Genomic DNA, 18,869 nt, shown 5'->3' with positions numbered 1-18,869 from the left:
CGGCATGCGGACCCCGAGGCGCGACCTCACCACGCTCGGCTACCGGCGGATCATCCAGCTCCTCGTCTACCTGGTCATCATCCCCGGCGTGCTCCTGTCGGGCGTCGGCTTCCTCCTGCTCGTCCTCGGCGAGGCCCAGTACAACCTCATCATGGGGATCATCGTCCTCACGTTCTGCGGGACGCTCGCGACCGGGGTCATCCTCGTGTGGGTCTTCCTCCGGCGCGAGCGCAACCTGTCCGAGCTCCAGGCCGATTTCGTGTCCAAGGTCTCGCACGAGCTGCGCACCCCGCTCACGTCGATCCGGATGTTCACCGAGACCCTCACGCTCCGGCGCGGCGACACGATCAGCGAGGATCGCTGCATCGAGGCGCTCACCAAGGAGAGCGCCCGCCTCCAGCAGCTCATCGATCGGCTGCTCGACTGGGGGCGGATGGAGAGCGGCCGGCGCGTCTACGAGCTCTCGGAGCACCACCTCGGGGAGATCGCCGACGAGGCGATCCACGCCTTCGAGCCGACCCGCGAGAAGCGCAGCGTCGACCTCGACGTCTCCATCGACGCGAACCTCCCGCCCGTGCTCTGCGATCGCAGCGCGCTCGTCGACGCGATCGTGAACCTCCTCTCGAACGCCTACAAGTACGGCGGCCAGCCGAGGAAGATCAGCGTCTCCGCCCACGTCCTCAACCGGTCGGCGATGCTCACGGTCCGCGACAACGGCAAGGGCATCGCCCGCGCGGAGCACAAGCGGATCTTCGAGAAGTTCTACCGGGTCGACGATCTCCTGGCCCGGCAGCAGGAGGGCTCCGGGCTCGGGCTGTCGATCGTCAAGCATGTCATCCGGGCGCACGGCGGCAAGATCCTCGTCGACAGCGAGCCCGGGAAGGGCAGCACGTTCACCCTCGTGCTCCCGCTCCGGAGCACACCGAAGGCGGGCGCCGCCGAGCGACGCGCGCAGGCCGCCTCGCCCGGGATCGCCGCGGCGCACAACGACGCGGTGGATCACGGCGCTGACGCGAGCGCGCCGCCGTAGCGCGGCCGCCGCCGGTCAGGACATGAACATGCTAGAGGACCTCCTCAGCATGACCCGAACCCCTCAGACACCGGCGCGGACCGTCCTGCTCGTGGAGGACGACCCCAGCATCGCGATGGGTCTCGAGATGAACCTGACCGCCGAGGGCTACCGCGTCCTCGTGGCCGAGGACGGCGAGCGCGGGCTCGCGCTCGCCCGCGCCGGCGGGATCGATCTCATCATCATCGACGTCATGCTCCCCCGGCTGAACGGCTTCGAGCTGCTCCGCATCCTCCGGAACGAGCGGCGCACCCTGCCGGTGATCATGCTGTCCGCGCGCGGCGCCGAGATGGACAAGGTGATGGGCCTCGAGCTCGGCGCCGAGGACTACATCACGAAGCCGTTCAGCCTGGCCGAGCTGCTCGCGCGCGTGAAGGCCGTGCTCCGGCGCGACGCGATCGCGCGCGCCGACGGGGCGCAGCTGCGCGCCGGCGACATCGTGATCAACGCGGCGACGCGCGAGGTCCGCCGCGGCGATGCGCTGATCGAGCTCACGGCGACCGAGTTCGACGTGCTGCTCTGCCTCGCCGAGGCGGGCGGCAGGGTCCTGTCGAGGGAGCAGATCCAGGCCAAGGTCTGGGGCCCGACGCACCACGGGACCCCGCGCACCATCGACAATTTCATCCTCCAGCTCCGCAACAAGCTGGAAGAGAACGCGACGACGCCGCGCCACCTGCTGACGGTGCGCGGCGTCGGCTACCGCTTCGTCCCCTAGAGCGGCGGTCACCCGCTTCGGATACGGGCCCACCTCGACGTTTTCGGTGCTCAGCGCACCGGAGTGCGCTTGCGCGCCGAAAACGCCGATCTGGGCCCGTCTCCTGTGCGGGAGACCGTCGCTCAGTTCGGCATGGTGCGGAGGTGGGCGGAAATCGCTGTAAGGGCGCGCCGCGCTGCGGGCGGGGCGGCCCGAGCCCGCCGCGACGGAGGGCGAGCGCTTCGGGGGCGCGCCCCGTCAGGGCGCCTGACAGAACTTGTTGATGTTGTCGACGAGGGGATCTTCCTGCTTGATCGCCTTCTCGATCGACGCCTGGGCGGCGTTGCTCTTCTCCGCGTCGTTGGCGTCCGCCGCGGTCGCGAGATCGCGCGCCGCCTTGGCGACGTCCTTCGCCATGGCCTGGTACTCGCCCGAGAACTTCTGCAGCTCCGGGGTGGTCAGCTTCACCTGCGCCGCGTCGGCCGCCACCTTGTCCATCGCGTCGGCCATCGCCTTCAGCTCGCTCGACCCGCCCTGGTCGGTGCCGGCCTTGGTGCCTTTCTCGATGCTCTGAACGCCCTTGTTGATGACCTCGATGAGCGCGTTGCACTCCGAGACCTTGTTCTGGCCGCAGCCGCCAGCGCCGGCGACGAGCCCGAGCGCTGCGACGAGCGCTGCGAGGGTGACCTGGGTGCGCATTCTGCTCTGTCTCCTCATGTGGTGAGCGAGGCCGGTCCGCCCATCCCTAAACGCCAAGGCATGAACCCACATTTTGCGGGTACGTTTCAACATGGAATCGGCGATCGGCGTCCACGGCCGCCGCGTGGGTCAGGACCGCACCCGCCAGTTCCCCTGGAAAGTTCGGCCGATGTCGTCGGCTGTGGGATCGGTGATGATGAGCTCCGGCCGGCCGCCTTGCGCGAACACGATCGTGTTCTGCCGGAAGACGCGGCCGAAAGCGATCGCCTCGTCCCGGTCCATGCCGTGGACGAGCCACGCCGGCTCGCGCCAGATGCCCTCCGGCTCCGCCTCGGAGCCGACGCACGGCTCCACCCGGTAACAGCCGAGGATCAGGAGATCGCGGAGGACGTGGTGGCGCTGATCGTTGACCCGGCGGGGGATGAGCATCGAGCGCGGGTTGTAGGCGGTGAGCACCGCGAACTTGCGGGTCAGGAGCTCGGGCAGCCCGGCCTGATCCTGGACGATCTCGCCGTCCAGCGAGACGCGCAGCGTCCCCGCCGGGGTGGGGAACTCGTAGATGGTCGAGAAATACGACCGGAGGAGCGTCTGATCCATCGTGCAGCGGTGGGTGTGAGGGGGGCCGCGGCGCTCGGCGCACCGGGTGCGTCGCCTTGCAGAGGGGCCCGTGGCGTGAGCGCCCGGGCCGCCGGGCGCGACGGCGCAGGGTTACCAGAGACGCGCGGCTCTGGCTACTCGCCGGCGCCGCTCGTCGCCAGACCACCGCCAGACCACGCCAGACCGGCGCGCGCTTCCCCTGCCCCGCCCGGTGCGCTAAGCGTTCCGCGCGATCGACCGGCCTGCCCGCGCGCACCGCGCCGGCGGCCCTGACCCCCTGCGCCCGATGCCACGATGATCGAGGTCGAGCACCTCTCCAAGTCCTACGGCCCCCACCAGGCGGTGAGCGACCTCTCGTTCCAGGTGAGCCAGGGGGAGATCGTCGGGTTCCTCGGGCCGAACGGCGCAGGCAAGAGCACGACCCTCCGCATCCTCGCGGGGTTCCTCGGCGCGACGTCCGGCCGGGTGCGGATCGCCGGCCACGACATCACCGAGGAGCCGATGCGCGCGCGGGCCTCGCTCGGGTACATGCCCGAGACCTCGCCGCTCTACCCGGAGATGCGCGTCTCGGAGTACCTCGCGTTCCGCGCCGAGCTGAAGCTCGTGCCGCGGCGCGCGCGCGGCGAGGCCGTGGCGCGCGCCCTCCGCGACGCGCGCGTCGAGGACGTCGCGAGCGTCCTGATCGGCCACCTCTCGAAGGGCTACCGCCAGCGGGTCGGCCTCGCGGACGCGCTCGTCGGCGACCCGCCGCTGCTCATCCTGGACGAGCCGACGGCCGGCCTCGATCCGAACCAGATCCGCGAGGTGCGCGCGCTCGTGCGCCGGCTCGGCCGCGACCGCACGGTGCTCCTCTCGACGCACATCCTCTCCGAGGTCGAGGCGACGTGCACGCGGGCGCTCGTGATCGCCCGCGGGAGGCTCGTGGCGGAGGGCTCGATCGACGAGATCCGCGCGATGCGCCGGTCGTCCGGCGCGCGCGTCGTCGTGCGCGGGGCGGCGGACGCGGCGCTCGCGGTGGCGCGCGGCGCGGCGCAGGTCCGCTCGGCCGAGGCGGAGGACGCCGGCGAGGCGGCGCGGCTCACGGTCGAGTTCGACGCCGGCGCCGACGCGGGTGAGGCCGCCGAGCGCCTCGTCGCCGCGCTGGTCGCCGCGGGCATCGGGGTGCGCGAGCTCGTCCCCTGGGCCCCTTCGCTGGAGCAGGTCTTCTCCGAGCTGACCGCGGCCGACGACGCCGGCGCGCGGGGCGGCGCCGGAGAGCCGGCCGAGCCCGGGGCCGAGGGCGGCGAGGCGCCTCGGCCGGCGGCCGGGAACCGGAAGAAGGGCAGCGCGGCCCGGCGCGGCGAGGGCGGCGCGGGGAAGGAGCGGCGGTGAGGGGCTTCTGGCCGATCTTCAAGCGGGAGCTCTTCTCGCTCTTCGTGACGCCGCTCGCGTGGGTGCTGATCACCACGTTCCTGCTGGTGCAGGGCGCGCACTTCTTCCTGATCGCGACGCAGTTCGCCGGCGAGGTGGAGCTCTCCGCCGACACGGGCCCGGTGCAGGTCTTCTTCGGCCAGACGATCCTGATCTACCTGCCGCTGCTCTTCGTCTGCCCGCTGCTCACGATGCGGCTCTTCGCGGAGGAGCGCAGGAGCGGCACCATCGAGGCGCTCCTCACGGCGCCGGTCGGCTCCGCCGGCGTGGTGCTGGCGAAGTACGCCGCGGCCCTCGTGACGTACGTCGCGATGTGGGCGCCGACGCTGCTCTACGTCGTCCTCATCGGCAGGACCGGCGAGCTCGACTGGCGGGTCGTGGGGTCGAGCTACCTCGCCGTCTTCGCGGTCGGCGCCGGCTACCTCGCGATCGGGACGATGACCAGCGCGCTCACGAAGAGCCAGCTCATGGCCGCGGTGCTCAGCACGATGGCGGTGATGGGCATGTTCATCTTCGGCATCGGCGAGTTCATCTTCCCGGACGGCCCGGCCCACGACCTCTGCGCCTACGTCTCGGTGTGGACGCAGATGAACGACTTCTCCCGCGGGATCGTCGATCTGCGCCGCCTCGTGTTCGACGGGACGGTGGTCGCGCTGCCGCTGTTCGTGACCGTGCGCGCGGTGGACGCGTGGAGGTGGGGCTGATGTCCGGAGAGCGGCCCGCGCAAGCCGGGGCTCCGCCGCCGGGCACCTCGCTCGGCGAGAAGCTCTCGGCGAGCGTCGGGATCATCGCGGCGATGGTGCTCGCGGTGCTGGTCAACTTGCTCGTCGCCCGCCACTACAGGCGCTGGGACTGGACGCAGGGCGGCCTGTACACGCTGAGCGACGCGACCGTCTCGACGCTGCGCTCGATCGAGGAGCCGATCCGCGTCTACGTCCTGCTCTCGGAGGGCGACCCCCTGACGCTCTCGGTGCGGCACCTGCTCGACGCGTACCGGGCCGAGAACCCGCGGATCGAGGTCGAGGTGACCGATCCGGACCGGCGCCCGGCGGAGTTCCTGGCGGTGCAGCAGCGCTACGGCGTCGTCGCGGGCAAGACGGACGACGGGCGCATCGTCACGGACGCGGCGATCATCGTCGCGCGCGGCGATCGGCCCCATTTCCTGACGGCGAGCGACCTTGTCGAGGTCGAGGACGAGGACGACCTGCGGTCGCGCCCGCGGCTCGAGCAGGCGCTCACCGGCGCGCTCCGGAGCGTCCTGCGCAGCGAGCGGCCGCTGATCTGCTTCGCGGCCGGGCACGGCGAGAAGTCGATCGAGGCCGGCGGCGCCGGCGGGCTCGCGGCGCTGAAGGGCCGGCTCAACAAGAACAACTACGAGGTCGTGGCGCTCGGCGGCGGCCGCGGCGCGGACGGCCACGACGACGAGGAGGAGGCCCTCGCCGCGCCGCCGGAGCCCGCGCCGGAGGTCGATCTCGACCGCTGCCGGGTGCTCGTCCTCGCCGGGCCGAGCCGGCCGGTGCCGGCCAGCGACGTGGCCCGCTACCGCGCGTTCATCGAGAAGGGCGGCAGCGCGCTGATCGCGCTCGGGCCCGTGCCGGACGAGAGCGATCAGCGGTACGTGGACCTCGGGCTCTCGGGCCTGCTCGCCGTGGCGGGGGTCGAGCTCCGGTCGGACTTCGTGTTCGAGCTCGACCCGAAGCTCCGGTCGACGCAGGGCTTCGGCGAGACCTTCGCGCCGATCGTCAGGCCGCACCCGATCACCGAAGGACTCATCAAGGCGGCCGATCTCGGGCTCGGCCCGGTGCTCACGGTGGCGAGCTCGCTCGCGCCCACGGCGAGCGGGCCGGTGGTCCCGGCGCCCCTGCTCGTGACGAGCGACCAGGCCTTCGGCATGGTCGATTTCTTCGGCTGGGCCCGAGATCCGTCCGAACCGAAGCCGCGCGACGGCGATCACCCGGGTCCGCTCACGGTCGCCTGCGCCTCGGAGCTGCCGAAGCCCGCGGGGTCCAGCGCCGCGCACGGGCCGCGCGTCGTGGTGGTCGGCTCGCCCGGCGTGCTCTACGGCGCGAACTGGCAGAGCCCCGAGCTCCGCGGGACAGCCGTGCTCGTCGAGAGCGCGCTGTCATGGCTCGCGGCGAGCCCGCCCATGCTCGACATCCCGGACAAGCCGGCGTTCACGGCGGGCCTGCGGATCAGCGAGGACTCGCTCGCCGGGATCTTCCGCTACGTCATCGTGTACATGCCGCTCGCCGCGGCCCTCCTCGGCCTCGCCGTGTACCTGGCGCGGCGCGGCTCCGAGCGCCGCCCCGGCGACAAGGGGGGCCCCGGCGCGCCGGCCGGACGCGGCGCGCGCGGCGCGTCGGCCGAGGCCGAACGCGAAGGATCGCCGTGATGCGGCCGCTGCGCCGGCACGCGACGACGCTGCTCCTGGTCGCGCTCACCGCCGCGGCGGCCGTCGCGCTGCTCGTCCTCGACCGGGGCTCGGTGTCCACCGACGAGGCCGAGCGGCGCAAGAAGCACCTGATCGAGGCGTGGCGGCCCGACGAGATCACCGAGCTCACCGTGACGATGGCCGCGCCCGGCGCGCCGCGGACCGCGCGGCTCACCCGCGGCGAGGTCGACGACGCCGGCCAGCGCCCCTGGAACGTCGAGATCGACGGGCAGCGCTACCCGGCCGACGAGCCCACGGTCGACCAGCTCCTCGGCACACTGGAGTTCGCGACGGCGGAGCGGCGCGTCTCCGCGGAGGCGAGCGACCCGGCCGCCCTCGGCCTGGCCTCGCCCAGGCTCTCGATCGCGCTCGCGATGGGCCCGCGCCGCGAGCGCCTGCTGCTCGGCGGCGGCGCCCCGACGCCGCCCGGCGCGGTCTACGCCGAGGTCGCGGGCCGAGGCGTCTTCGTCATCACGAAGCAGCTGGCGTCGGCCCTCGACGTGCCGCCGGATCGCTTCCGCTCGCGGAGCTTCGTCCCCTACGTCGCCGCGGAGCTCTCGGGCCTCACGCTCGACGGCGACGGCGGATCGCGGCGGTTCTCGCGCGCCCCCTGGGGCGGCGGCCGCGGGGCCGGCTTCCGCTTCGCCGAGGGCTCGCCCGAGGGCAGCGGCGTCCGGGTCAGCGCGCCGGCGCTCGATCTCGTGCTCTCGGCGCTCGGCCGCATGCAGGCCGAGGCGTTCCTCTCGGAGGAGGAAGCGCGGCAGGCAGCGTCCTCCGGCGGCCCCCGGGTCACGCTGACGCTGGAGCCGAGCGATCCCGCGGCGAAGCGCGGCGTGATCGACGTGGGCGGCGCCTGCCCGGGCCGGCCCGACCACGTCGTCGCGGTGCGGCGCGAGCCCGCGCGCGCGGCCGCCTGCGTGCCCGCGAGCGTGCTCGATCCGCTCACCGAGGAGGCGTCGCGCTTCGTCGATCTCGCGCTCGTCGCCGCGCCGCTCGACGAGGTCGCCGAGGTGAAGCTCGCCGCCGGCGAGCGTTCGCTGGAGCTCGCGCGCGCCGGCAGCGAGTGGCACCTGCAGGCCCCGCAGGACCGGCCTGTCCCGACGGAGACGGGCCGCGCCCTGGTCCAGGCGATCCTCGACGTCCGCGCCACGCGCCTCCTGCCCGCGGCGAGCGATCGCGCGGCGCTCGGCCTCGCCTCGCCCCGGGCCACCCTCCGCGTCGTCTCGACGCCGCCGGGCGCGGTCGCCGAGGGCGAGCCGCTGGAGCGGATCGAGACGCTCGAGATCGGCGCCGAGCAGGCCGGCGTGGTGCACGTCCGGCGGCTCGAGGACGGCGCGATCGCCGAGATCCCGGCCCTGGCCGCCGGCGCGCTCCTCCCTTCCGAGGTGTCGCTGCGCTCCATGAAGGTGTTCGATTTCACCCCCGATCGGGTCAGCGCGCTGCGGATCGAGCGCCCGGGCCTGGTCCAGCGGCTCCGCCGGACGGACGAGGGCGCCTGGCGGCTCGTCGAACCGACCGGTGAGGGCCTCGCGGCCGACAGCGGGCTGGCGGACGAGCTCGCCGAGCTGCTCGCCGGCCTCCAGGCCGAGCGCTGGATCGCCGAGGATGCTGGCCAGAGCCACGGGCTCGGCGCGCCCCGGCTCGTGGTCGAGGCCGAGCTCGACCCCGCGCCGGATCCCGGCGGTGGAAGCACCGGCGCGGCGACGCGCGCGGCCCGGGTGGCGCTCGGCGCGCGCAGCGGCGCGGGCTCCTTCGCGCGCGCCGGGGACGGCGCCGCGGTGTTCGTCGCGCCGCCGGCGCTGGAGGCCGCGGCCGGTCGCCTGCTGCTCCGCCGCGACGTCTTCCTCGTCCCGCCGCACGAGATCGCGCGGGTGACGCTGGCCCCTCGGGGCGCGAAGCCGGTCGTGATCGAGCGCTCGCCGGAGGGCTTCACGATCGCGGGAGCGGCCGATCAGGCGAGCGCGGCCGCGCTGGCCGCGAGCGTCCGGGACGCGCTGGCCGATCTTCGGGCCGAGGGCGCCGTCGCGCTGGGCGAGCCGGAGCGGCGCCATGGCCTCAGCCCGCCGCGCCTCCGGGTCACCGTCGAGCTTTCCCGGCCGCAGGCCGCCCCGGCGGAGGAAAGCGACGCGGTCCCGCCGCGGGCGCCGGTGGGGTCGTTCACGATCGCGATCGGCGCGGGCGACGCCTTCCGTGGCACGAACGTCGTCTACGCCCGGCGCGACGGCGTGCGCGCGGTCTACGCCATCGCGCAGTCCCGGGTGCGACCGCTCCTCGAGGCGGCGGGCATCGCGGGCGACTGAGCGGTCCGCGGCCCGATCGAACGGACTATTTCGTTCTGATGGCTCACTTGTGCTAGGCGACGTGCTGGACATGGCGAAGGCGGACATGGCGAAGAGGCAGCGCCCGCTGACGGTCGACATCCCCCGTCCCGGCGATGAGCAGCCGGTCTGGTCGCGGGTCGGGGTGATCGCGCTGGTGGGGTTTGTCGTCGGCGTCGCGTGGCCCAAGCTCGCCGGCGTCCGCATCGGCCCGACCGTGCCTTCCGACGTCAAGGCGACGGCCGAGGCCACGGCGGCGCCGGCGTCCCCTCCCCCCGCGGCAGCGGCGCCCGGGAGCGCGGAGCCCGAGGCCAAGCCTCCCGAGGCCGCCGCGAAGAACCAGCAGCAGGTCGTGGTCGGCCCCGGCAGGATCACGCGCTGCTCCGACAAGAAGAACAAGAAGGTCGAGGACTGCGGAGAGCTCCAGTTCGATCCGATCGCGCTGCCCCGGCTGAAGGAGCTCGCCCAGTGTCCGGCGGCGCTCGGCGTGGACGGCAAGCTCCCGATCGGCTTCGAGCTCAACTTCGAGAAGAAGGAGGTCCAGGTCGTCAAGGGGAAGAAGACGAGCCTGCCGGCCTCGACGGTCAGCGGCATTCTCCAGTGCGCAGCGCGGGAGTTCTCGAACGTGTCCCTCGAGGAAGTCCCGCACAAGTACCGCCGGTACTCCCTCGTATACACTGCCACCTTCTACCCCCCGGGCGCGCAGGCCGACGCCGCGAAGGCAGAGGCAGGCGGCGGCGAACAGGAGCAGGCCGCCGGCACGACCACGAGCGAGACCGCCGTGAGCGGTCTGGCCACGGTGAGCTGGGATACTGCGCTCGTCCGCGGCGCGCCCAAGGAGGGTGATGTGGTGATGCGGCTGGTGCGTGGCACTCGGGTCAAGCTCGTTGGCCGGCAGAACGATTGGTACAAGATCGAGCACCGCGGCAAGACGGGGTGGATGTACCGCGGCGCCATCGGCCTGTAGCCGGGGGCCGCGAGCGGCGGCCTGGTGGAAGACACGCGGGCGGCTTCAGGCGCGGATTCCAGGGCCGCGCCCGAGCGAGGACGCGTCGGTTCGCGTAGAATGGTTGGGCCGATGACGCGCAAGTTTTCGCTCCCCCTGCTCCACCGGGCCCACGCCGACCGCGCGACGGCGCCTGCGTCGGCCACGCCCACGGTGGACGCGGTGCGTGAGCGCCTCGGCGGGCGCGCGTCGACCGAGCCCGGCGTGGGCGAGCTGGTCCTGCTGACCACCGCCACAGGCAAGGCGCTCCCCGGGGTGGTCCTGTACAGGGGTGGCGTCACCGTCGATGTGTGGATTGACACCACCACAATGGCATCATCCACCCCGGACGAAGCGCGAGGCCTGGGCCACGCGAGCGCCGTGACCCGCCGGGGCGTGGTTCACCGAGCGCGCCCTGCCGACCTCGCGCCGTTGCGCGTCGCTGCGCCGGAGTCGCTCATCGCCATCGCGGCCGACGCGCGCGTCTTCGCGGCCCTGAGCGAGGGCCAGCGCATCCGGTTTCAGGACGGCGGCGATCTGGCCGAAGGCACGCTGGTGGAGAAGTGCCGCTTCGGCGGCCTGGTGCGGCGCGACGACGGCACCCTCCTCGGCGTCGGCTTCCGCCGGCTCTGGCCGGCGCGGTCCGAAGGAGCCAAACGAGGCCAGCGGAACTGAGAGGGAGGCGGTATCGCACACTGACCAGCTCCCTGGCATACGGCCGGCGGCGCACGTGCGGCTTGTGCCTCCTCCGCGGACGCGATAAGAGGGCCACCGTCATCGTAGCTCGCGCGCTGCGCGTCCAGGTCGGAGGATACCCCTTGAAGCTCGTCCCCTCGTTCACGATCGCCCTCGCGCTCGCCATGCTTCCGGGCTGTGGTGCTTCGCTGTCCGGCCTGTGCGAGGACAAGTGCGATTGCACTGGCTCGTGCAGCGAAAGAGACGAGGTGGAGTGCGTGGACGCCCTCGAGGACGCCGAGAGATCCGCGGGGTACGACGGCTGCGAGGACCAGTTCGACGAGGCCATCTCCTGCATCGACGATGAGTTCGTGTGCGACGGCAGAGACGTCGCCATCGCCGGGTGCAACACGGTGTTAGAGAACCTGCGCGAATGCGCCGGACTGCCCGTGTACGGCGCCGTCGTGGCCCAGTTCTTCTGATCGACGGCCGGCGCCGAGCCTGTCGCGCGCGCCGCGTGGCTCCTCTGCGCCCCTCGCGACAGGGCGCCTCGCGCGAGGCGCGCTCGGGTATGTGTTGCGGCAGGCCTCGCGCGGCGCCTGCCGTCCCGTCTTCCTGCAAGCTGCTCCTGCGCGCGGAGGGCCTTTCCGGTCGCCAGGGTTCGATCGAAGCAGCGCCTGGCGCGCGCCGAGGGGGCGAGATCGCTTATTCGCCGAGGTGGGTGCGGACCTTCGTGAGCAGCGTATTGCTGTCGAAAGGCTTGATGAGGTAGTCGGTACACCCGTTCGCGAAGCCGATCTTGATGCTCGTCTGATCGCTCCTCGTCGTCATCATGATGATCGGCACGGTCTTCGTCGCATCGAACGCGCGGAGCCACCTGCAGGCCTGGAAGCCGTCCATCGCCGGCATGACGACGTCCATCAGGATGAGATCGGGGCGCTCCGCAATCGCCTTCGCGATGGCCTCCTTGCCGTTGCGCGCGATGATGATGTCGTAGTCGTCCACGCCGAGCGTCAGCTGCTGTGACAGCAGCGAAGTCAGCGAGTCGTCGACGACGAGGATCTTCTTCTTTCGAGCGGTCTCGCTGGGCTGGCTACTTGGCGCGGACGGCCGGCTCCGCGGCGCCGAGTCGGAAGCGGAGGCCGTTTCCGGAGAGCTCTTTCGCGAGGAGTCGACACGACGATCGGCCATGAGGGAGCCTCCATGAGGAGGCGCCGTTCCCTGGGGCGCCTCCGGAGTGTTCAGGTTGCAACGAGTGATCCCCCCGTCACCTTATCAGGATCGCTACCGCACCGGAACCAAGTTCCACTGTCACCCGATGTGGCCAAACCCGCGAAAGTACTCCTGAACAGACCGCTGCGCGCTCACCCGCAGCGAGCCGCCGAGGCCAGCTGGCGAGAGGAGGAGTTGCCCGCAGACCTGCGAACCCACGACAAGCGGCTGCGCCGTGCAGAACGGCTGCTCACGCTAGCGTGTGAGGACGGTACGGCGGCGTTTGCTCGCCGATCCAAGCAAGAGAACAATAGTGCCCAGGGACGGAATCGAACCGCCCACACGAGGATTTTCAATCCTCTGCTCTACCAACTGAGCTACCTGGGCTTGCTGCGGGCCCCGCGCTTACGCCGGAAGCGTCGGTCACGGGCGGGCTACGTTACGCGGATGTGGCCGAATGTCAAGGAATTCTTCGGCGCGCTCCGCGGAGCGATCGAGCAGCCGGAAGGCGGCCGCGAGCCACGAGGCCCGCAGGTAGGCCGCGGCGGCGAGCGCCGCGAGCTGCGCGGCGAGCGCGGCCGCGACGCGCGGGCCGGTGCTGACCCCGGCGAGGTGCATGCCCAACGCCCCGCCGGCGAGCGCGACGACCGCGAGGGCGCCCCGGGACGCACAGGCCCAGACGGCCGCGAGCGGAGCATCACGCAGCGCGTCGAGCCCTCTGGAGACGGCGGTGTAGAAGCCCCGCTGCTCGCCGACCACGGCGACCCGCGCGAGATCGTGGAGCAGGGCGATGGCCGCGACCGGTACCAGCGCGACGACGGCGACGGCGATCGCCGCGAGGTCGCGGCCGCGCGGCAGGATCGGGAGCTCCGCGCAGAGCTTCGTCCCGGGGAGCAGGACGAGCGCCGCGGCGGCGACCTGCGCCGCGAGCGCGACGCCCCAGAGCAGCGCGAGCGGGCCCAGGGCGCGCGCCGCGCGGCCTCCCAGGTCCTGCGCGGAGAGCGGTCCCCTCTGGCTCAGCGCGGCGAGGAGCACCGCGAGCGGGAGCAGCCCGAGCGCGGCGGCCAGCAGGGTGCCCAGGCCGAGCTGCGTGGCGAGGGCAGCGGCGGCGTGCGCCGAGAGACGCGCGAGCTCGCTGAGCATCAGGCCGCCGGGATCGAAGAGGATCGCGTCGCCGCGCGGGTATTCGCCGACGATCTGGGCCACGAAGACGGACAGCGGCGCCGCGACCACGAGCGAGGCGAGCGCCCGGTAGCCGAAGTACAGCGCGACCGCCGCTGGCCGCTCGTGCGCGGCGGGGCGCCCCGCCGCGCGCCGCGCGCGCCCTGGCTCGGCCACCGCGGCCCCCTGCGAGCCCGGATCGCTCGCGCCCCGTTCGGCCGGCGCGCTCATGGCCCGAGGAGCGTGAGCGCGAGCCCCACGGCGAAGCTCGCGCGCGAGAGCACGCCGGGCGCGAGGAGGTCGGGGCGCGATCGGCGCGCGTTGTTCGCGAGGTCCTCGTCGAGCAGCACCCGGTGGTCGGGGTCGATCACCACCGCGGCGAGCGGAGAGGCGCCGGCGTAAGGGATCGCGGCGGTGCTCTCACGCGCATCCCACCGCGCCCGCTGCACGCTCCCGTCCTCGCCGTGCAGCGCGACCTCGACGGGGAGCACGAGCGAGCCGCGGCGCCGCACGACGGCGCGGCCGCGGTAGCCCGCCGCCTCGATCCCGGCCTCGCCCGGCGCGGGCGCCGCGGTGTCCGCGGGCCATGCGTCGAACGCCTCGACGGTGTAGTCGACCCACGCGCGCTCGAAGAGCCCGGCTCGGAGCGCCTCGGCCGCCTCGTCGCCCACCTCCCGCCGCACCGCGTCGAGCAGCGCCTCGGGGCCGGGGTGCCGGAACCGGTTCTCGCGCGCGTAGCGGCCGACGGCTCGCCGCACGAGGTCCTCGCCGTACACGCCCTCGAGGGTCGCGAGGAGCACCGCGGGCCTCCCGTACACGAGCCCGAGGTAGTCCTTTCCGTCGACGAAGCCCGCGGCCGGCTGGGCGACGGCGCCGTTGTGGCCCGACCTGAGCGCGTCGGCGCGGTACTGCGCGCGGAGGTCGATCTCGAGGCCGAGCAGGCGCGCCCACGAGCCGTCGCCGTAGCGCGCGCGCAGCGCGTCCGCTTCCGCGTAGGTGGTGAGGCCCTCGTCGAGGAACGGGTAGCGGTGCTCGTTCGTCGCGACGAGGCCGTAGAACCACTGGTGCGCGAGCTCGTGCACCGTGACCGCCTCGACGAAGCGCACGCCCACGGCGGGCCAGAGCCAGCTGCCGCCTGTCGTGATGAGCGTCGGATACTCCATGCCGCCCGCCTCCTCGGCGCCCTCGGGCGGGTGCACGATCGTGAGCGTGCCGTACGGGTAGCGGCCGAACGCCGCGCCGAAGCGCTCGAGGCCGAACCGGACCAGGTCGATCTCCAGCGCCGCCTCGCGCTCGCTCCCTTCGGGGAAGAGGCACCGGATCGCGACGCCGTCGCCGGTCGTGGCGCGCAGCTCGCGGAAGCGGTCCCACGCGGCGAAGGCGAAGTCGTGCACGTCCTCCTGCACGAACCGGCGGATCGCTCGCCCGTCGGCCCGCCGCTCCTCCACGAGCCGGCCGGTCGCCCCGACCACGAAGCGCTCCGGGACGTCGACCGTCACGTCGTACGCCCCGAAGTCGGCGTAGAACTCCGAGAGCCGGTGGTAAGGGAAGTGCGCCCAGCGCCCGTCGGGCTCGAGGCGCGCGATCTTCGGGAACCACTGCCCCACCATGTGGAAGCTCCCGTGGTGACCCGTCCTGAGCGCGAGCGACGGGAGGTCCGCGTCCCACGCGAGATCGATCGTGATCGCCTCGCCCGGCGCTACGGCCCGCGGCAGCTCCACCCGGATGTCGGTCTCGTCGTCGGGATCGCCGGGCGTCGTGGGCTTCCCGCGGGGCCACACGTCCGCGCCTTCCATCTCGCGAACCGCGAAGCGGGTCACCTGGATATGCCCGTAATCATAGAGCATTTCTCCACCGCGAAAGCCGTCAATGGACGAGCGGAGGAACACGGTGCGCGGGTCCTTGAAGGCGTTCAGGTAGAGGTGGACGAACAGCTCGCGCTGCGGCTCGCGCGACGCGTTCCGCCAGACCAGCGTGCCCTCGCCGTGCATCGTGTGCTGCGCCGGATCGAGGCTCGCGCGCAGCGTGTAGCTCGCGATCGGATCGGCGTGGGCCGCGAGCTCGGCGTCCGGCGGAGGCGCGGGCGCCGGAGCTGCCGGCGCCGGCGCGGCGCTCGCGCCGGAGGGAGCGGCCGGCGACCGCCGCGCCGGAGCGTCGGGCTCGATCGGCTGGACCGTCGCGAGGAGCGACGCGCCCATGCGGCCGGCGAGCAGCGCGAGGAGGAGACCGACAGCGGCCTGGAGAGCCGTGCGCACCGGTGCAACCTAGCGAGCTTGCGGCATCGGGGAAAGGCGGGTCTGGGGACGCAGCGGTCGCGGCGGTCGCGGCGGTCGCGGCGGTCCGCTCGGAGCGATGAGGCGACGCCGCGACGTCAGGCGAGGCCGGCGCCTAGACGCTGCAGACGATCCCCTCCTGCACGAGCTCGTACAGGAGCCGCAAGGCCTCGAGCGACTGCATGCCCGACACGTCGAGGATCTCGTCGATCGAGCTGTAGCCGTCGATGCACGAGAGCAGAAAGCCCGCGCGGTGATCGAGGTTCAGCGAGCGGAGCTGATCCGGGGACACCGCGAGCCGCAGCACCCGCGAGCCGTCTCCGAGGCGCGACTGGTACATCTGCCGGAGCATCTCGACGCAGCTGTCCGCGTACTGCCGCGCCATCCAGTCCTTCGGGTTCTCCTCGAGCAGGCCCTCCGCGAGGATGAGCGCGCCGCCGAAATCGCCCTGATCGAACCGGTGCTGCATCTGCTCCCGCGGCCCCTGGGCGCTCAGCTGGGGCTCGGTCGCGCGTGAATGAACCCCTTTGTCGACCTTCGTGACGGCCGCAGGCGCGCGCTCGGTCTCGGATCGGCGCGGAGCGCGCGCCGCGCCCTGCGCCTCGGCCGATACCCTGTACGAGGTCGAACCGGCGAGCGCCCCCGTCCCGCCGCGGAACGCGGGCTCGTCGTCCTCCACGAGCAGGCCGTAACGGAGCGTGCCGGGCGGCGGCGTGATCGGCGGCTCGTCCATCGGAGGGCCCGGCTCCTCGAACCCGAGATCGAGGCGGAAATCGATGCCCAGCGGCCCGCCGTCGTCCGGACGAGGGACGCGCCCCTTCGCCGCCGGGGGGACGTGGACGTCCCGCGCATCGACCGGCGGGCCACCGAAGACGTCGATCTCGCCAAAGCTGCGCGGGTACGACTGGCTCGGCTCGCGCAGGAGATCGTCGTCGAGCTCCGACCCGAAATCGCGCTCGACGTCGAGCGATCCGAACCCCATCCGCCCGCCGGGCCGCGACGGGACCCCGGGCTCGTCGCACTCCAGGCCGAGCCTCGCGGTCTCTCGGCCGAGAGCGCCGTGTTTGCCGGAGAACGAGGAGCCGGGCGGCGGCTCCCAGGGGATCGTCCTGCGCGGCGGCGGGGCGGGCGGATACCCCTCCGGTGGAAAGGACTCCGGAGGGCGCTGCCGCTGGGCGGTGATCTCGGAGCTCGAGTGAGAGCGGCGGGTCATCATCTTTGCCACGTAGTCGCTGACCGGGATCGGCGGCGGGAGCGTGATCTTGCCCTCGCCGTCCGGCTGCAGAGGCGTGCCGGCGGGCGGGGTTTCCATGCGGGGTGAGCCCTTCTCCTCGCGGGCGAGCGCGGCGAGCGCGAGGAGCTCCTCCGAGGCGACCGGTTGGGTGTCCTCGAGCTCGTCCACCTCGTCGAGCCCCCAGGAGGAGTCCAGGGTCTTGGAGTCAGGCGGCACCGACCGCATCGTCTTCCCTCATCGCGGCCATCCCTCACCCCTGTGGCCTGGCTACGACACCCTTGAACATCCGGTGGGTGCGCGAGAGCGCCTCCATCTGCTCCTTGACCGCGGCAGCGTCGCGCCGGCCGATGGCCTGACGCGAGCGCTCCACGATCCCGCGCGCCTTGCCGATGGCGTCGCGGCCGAAGTCGCTGGACGCCACGATCTGCTCGACCTGCGGGAACATCCGCTCGATCTCGGCGATGAGCTTCTCGGCCTCCTGCCGGACGCCCTCGAACTGGTCGCTCGCGCGGCGATCGACGAGGTACTCCTTCGCCGCCTCCATCATCTCGCCGACCTCCTCCTTCGTGAGGCCGCTCGACGCGGTGACCTGGATCGACTGCTGCTGGCCCGTCTCCAGATCCTTCGCGCTCACCGAGACGATGCCGTCGCTGTTGATCTCGAACGTGACCTCGATCTCGACCTGCCCCTTCGGCGCGCGGCGCAGGCCGGTGAGGATGAACTCGCCGAGCAGCTCGTTGTCCGTCGCCTTCTGGTGCTCGCCTTGCATGACCAGGATCTTCACGGCGGTCTGGTTGTCACGGCTCGTCGTGAAGATCTTCGAGCGGCTCGTGGGCACCGTGGTGTTCTGCGGGATGAGCTCCTCGAAGTTCGAGCCGAACGTCATGATGCCGAGCGCGTGCGGCGTGACGTCGAGCAGGATCATCTGCTTGGTCTCGTCCACGAGCGCGGCGCCCTGCACCGCCGCGCCGAGCGCGACCACCTCGTCGGGGTGCACCCCCTTGCACGGCTCGCGCTCGAAGAAGTCGCGGACGGCCTCCTGCACCCTCGGCATGCGCGTCATGCCGCCGACGAGCACGACGTCCTCGATCTCGTCGCGGTCGAGCCGCGCGTCCTCGAGCGTCTGGCTGCAGATCTCGATGCACCGCTCGACGAGGTCCTCGCACAGCTCCTGCAGCGTGGCCCGCGAGAGCGTCCGCTGGAGGTGCAGCGCCTCGTTCCGCGCGCTCGAGATGATGAACGGCAGGTTGATCTCGGTCTCCAGGACGCTGGACAGCTCGCACTTCGCCTTCTCGGCCGCGTCCTTGAGCCGCTGGAGCGCCATCCGGTCCTGCCGCAGATCGACGTCGTGCTGCTCCTTGAAGCCCTGCACCAGCCAGTCGATGACGCGCGCGTCGAAGTCCTCGCCGCCGAGGAACGTGTCCCCCGCCGTGGCGATGACCTTGAAGACCCCGCCCGCGCCGATCTCGAGCACGGAGATGTCGAACGTGCCGCCGCCGAGGTCGAAGACGGCGATCGTCTTCTCGACGTTCTTGCCGAACCCGTACGCGAGCGCTGCAGCCGTCGGCTCGTTGACGATGCGGATGACGTCGAGCCCTGCGATCTGGCCCGCGTCCTTCGTCGCCTGCCGCTGGTTGTCGTTGAAGTAGGCGGGGACCGTGATGACCGCCTTCGAGACCGGCTCGTTGAGGTAGTCCTCGGCGAACAGCTTCATCTCCTGGAGGACCATCGCGCTGATCTCGGGGACCGAGTACGTCTTGTCGCGCAGCTGGATGCGGACGTCGCCGTGCGGCCCCTCGACGATCTTGTACGAGGCGGTCAGGATCGCGTTCTTCACCTGCGGGGACGACCACTTCCGGCCGATCAGCCGCTTCGCGGCGTAGACCGTGTTCTCGGCGTTGGTGATCGCCTGCCGCTTCGCGATGTGCCCGCAGAGCCGCTTGCCGGCCTCGGTGATCGCGACCATGGACGGCGTCGTCTTGTACCCACCGCGATTCGGGATGACGGTCGGGACGCCCTCCTCGACGATGGCAACGCACGAGTTCGTGGTGCCAAGGTCAATGCCGATGACACGCTCCATCGATGCCGCTGCTCCTCTTGTGATCTTCGGC

The 18,869-nt window shown here is 72.3% G+C and carries 16 protein-coding genes and 1 tRNA gene; 9 read left to right on the top strand and 8 right to left on the bottom strand.

The window, feature by feature from the left end; translation table 11 throughout:
- Positions 1–4 precede the first annotated feature (4 nt).
- Both WMF34_RS12630 and WMF34_RS12625 read left to right on the top strand, forming a co-directional pair.
- Positions 5–1,030: a sensor histidine kinase gene (locus WMF34_RS12630; protein WP_012235067.1), complete on the top strand. Its 1,026-nt coding sequence runs from the start codon at positions 5–7 to the stop codon at positions 1,028–1,030.
- Positions 1,031–1,079: 49 nt separating this feature from the next.
- Positions 1,080–1,784: a response regulator transcription factor gene (locus tag WMF34_RS12625; RefSeq protein ID WP_044968357.1), complete on the top strand. Its 705-nt coding sequence runs from the start codon at positions 1,080–1,082 to the stop codon at positions 1,782–1,784.
- A 237-nt stretch (positions 1,785–2,021) separates the two neighbouring features.
- On the opposite strand, the gene WMF34_RS12620 is transcribed toward WMF34_RS12625, so the two are convergent.
- Both WMF34_RS12620 and WMF34_RS12615 read right to left on the bottom strand, forming a co-directional pair.
- On the bottom strand, positions 2,022–2,462 hold the full coding sequence (locus WMF34_RS12620; protein ID WP_437299476.1) for a hypothetical protein: 441 nt from the start codon (positions 2,460–2,462) through the stop codon (positions 2,022–2,024).
- A 129-nt stretch (positions 2,463–2,591) separates the two neighbouring features.
- Positions 2,592–3,059: a DUF3293 domain-containing protein gene (locus WMF34_RS12615; RefSeq protein WP_012235064.1), complete on the bottom strand. Its 468-nt coding sequence runs from the start codon at positions 3,057–3,059 to the stop codon at positions 2,592–2,594.
- A gap of 294 nt (positions 3,060–3,353) precedes the next feature.
- On the opposite strand from WMF34_RS12615, the gene WMF34_RS12610 reads away from it, so the two are divergent.
- From WMF34_RS12610 to WMF34_RS12580, 7 genes are all read left to right on the top strand, one after another.
- Positions 3,354–4,430, top strand: a complete 1,077-nt coding sequence (locus tag WMF34_RS12610; RefSeq protein WP_012235063.1) for an ABC transporter ATP-binding protein — start codon at positions 3,354–3,356, stop codon at positions 4,428–4,430.
- Positions 4,427–5,173, top strand: a complete 747-nt coding sequence (locus WMF34_RS12605; protein WP_437993442.1) for an ABC transporter permease — start codon at positions 4,427–4,429, stop codon at positions 5,171–5,173. The genes WMF34_RS12610 and WMF34_RS12605 overlap by 4 nt, the downstream gene beginning before the upstream one ends.
- A complete protein-coding gene (locus WMF34_RS12600; RefSeq protein ID WP_437993441.1) occupies positions 5,173–6,861 on the top strand; it encodes a GldG family protein in 1,689 nt (562 codons plus the stop codon). Before WMF34_RS12605 ends, WMF34_RS12600 begins: the two co-directional genes overlap by 1 nt.
- Entirely contained in the window at positions 6,861–9,200 is a 2,340-nt protein-coding gene (locus tag WMF34_RS12595; protein ID WP_437993440.1) for a DUF4340 domain-containing protein, read from the top strand. The genes WMF34_RS12600 and WMF34_RS12595 overlap by 1 nt, the downstream gene beginning before the upstream one ends.
- A 70-nt stretch (positions 9,201–9,270) precedes the next feature.
- On the top strand, positions 9,271–10,185 hold the full coding sequence (locus WMF34_RS12590; RefSeq protein WP_044968355.1) for an SH3 domain-containing protein: 915 nt from the start codon (positions 9,271–9,273) through the stop codon (positions 10,183–10,185).
- 111 nt (positions 10,186–10,296) lie between these two features.
- Positions 10,297–10,878: a hypothetical protein gene (locus tag WMF34_RS12585; protein ID WP_437993439.1), complete on the top strand. Its 582-nt coding sequence runs from the start codon at positions 10,297–10,299 to the stop codon at positions 10,876–10,878.
- Between the two features lie 143 nt (positions 10,879–11,021).
- Positions 11,022–11,360: a hypothetical protein gene (locus WMF34_RS12580; RefSeq protein WP_044964719.1), complete on the top strand. Its 339-nt coding sequence runs from the start codon at positions 11,022–11,024 to the stop codon at positions 11,358–11,360.
- A 223-nt stretch (positions 11,361–11,583) separates the two neighbouring features.
- Here WMF34_RS12580 and WMF34_RS12575 read toward each other — a convergent pair whose 3' ends face one another.
- The 6 genes from WMF34_RS12575 to dnaK form a co-directional block, all read right to left on the bottom strand.
- On the bottom strand, positions 11,584–12,069 hold the full coding sequence (locus tag WMF34_RS12575) for a response regulator (RefSeq protein WP_012235056.1): 486 nt from the start codon (positions 12,067–12,069) through the stop codon (positions 11,584–11,586).
- A 335-nt stretch (positions 12,070–12,404) separates the two neighbouring features.
- Positions 12,405–12,477: transfer RNA gene (locus tag WMF34_RS12570), tRNA-Phe, on the bottom strand.
- Between the two features lie 36 nt (positions 12,478–12,513).
- On the bottom strand, positions 12,514–13,482 hold the full coding sequence (locus tag WMF34_RS12565; protein ID WP_012235055.1) for a hypothetical protein: 969 nt from the start codon (positions 13,480–13,482) through the stop codon (positions 12,514–12,516).
- Positions 13,479–15,506: a M1 family metallopeptidase gene (locus WMF34_RS12560; protein ID WP_437993438.1), complete on the bottom strand. Its 2,028-nt coding sequence runs from the start codon at positions 15,504–15,506 to the stop codon at positions 13,479–13,481. The genes WMF34_RS12565 and WMF34_RS12560 overlap by 4 nt, the downstream gene beginning before the upstream one ends.
- 133 nt (positions 15,507–15,639) lie before the next feature.
- Positions 15,640–16,974, bottom strand: coding sequence for a hypothetical protein (locus WMF34_RS12555; protein WP_437993437.1), 1,335 nt, complete (start codon positions 16,972–16,974; stop codon positions 15,640–15,642).
- A 34-nt stretch (positions 16,975–17,008) separates the two neighbouring features.
- A complete protein-coding gene (gene dnaK / locus WMF34_RS12550) occupies positions 17,009–18,838 on the bottom strand; it encodes a molecular chaperone DnaK (RefSeq protein WP_012235052.1) in 1,830 nt (609 codons plus the stop codon).
- Positions 18,839–18,869: the final 31 nt, after the last annotated feature.

The sequence above is a fragment of the Sorangium sp. So ce145 genome (genome assembly GCF_051525985.1).
Lineage (GTDB): Bacteria > Myxococcota_A > Polyangia > Polyangiales > Polyangiaceae > Sorangium > Sorangium cellulosum_B.
Note: the sequence above shows the minus strand (reverse complement) of the source record. Positions and strands in the feature narration are given on the sequence as shown.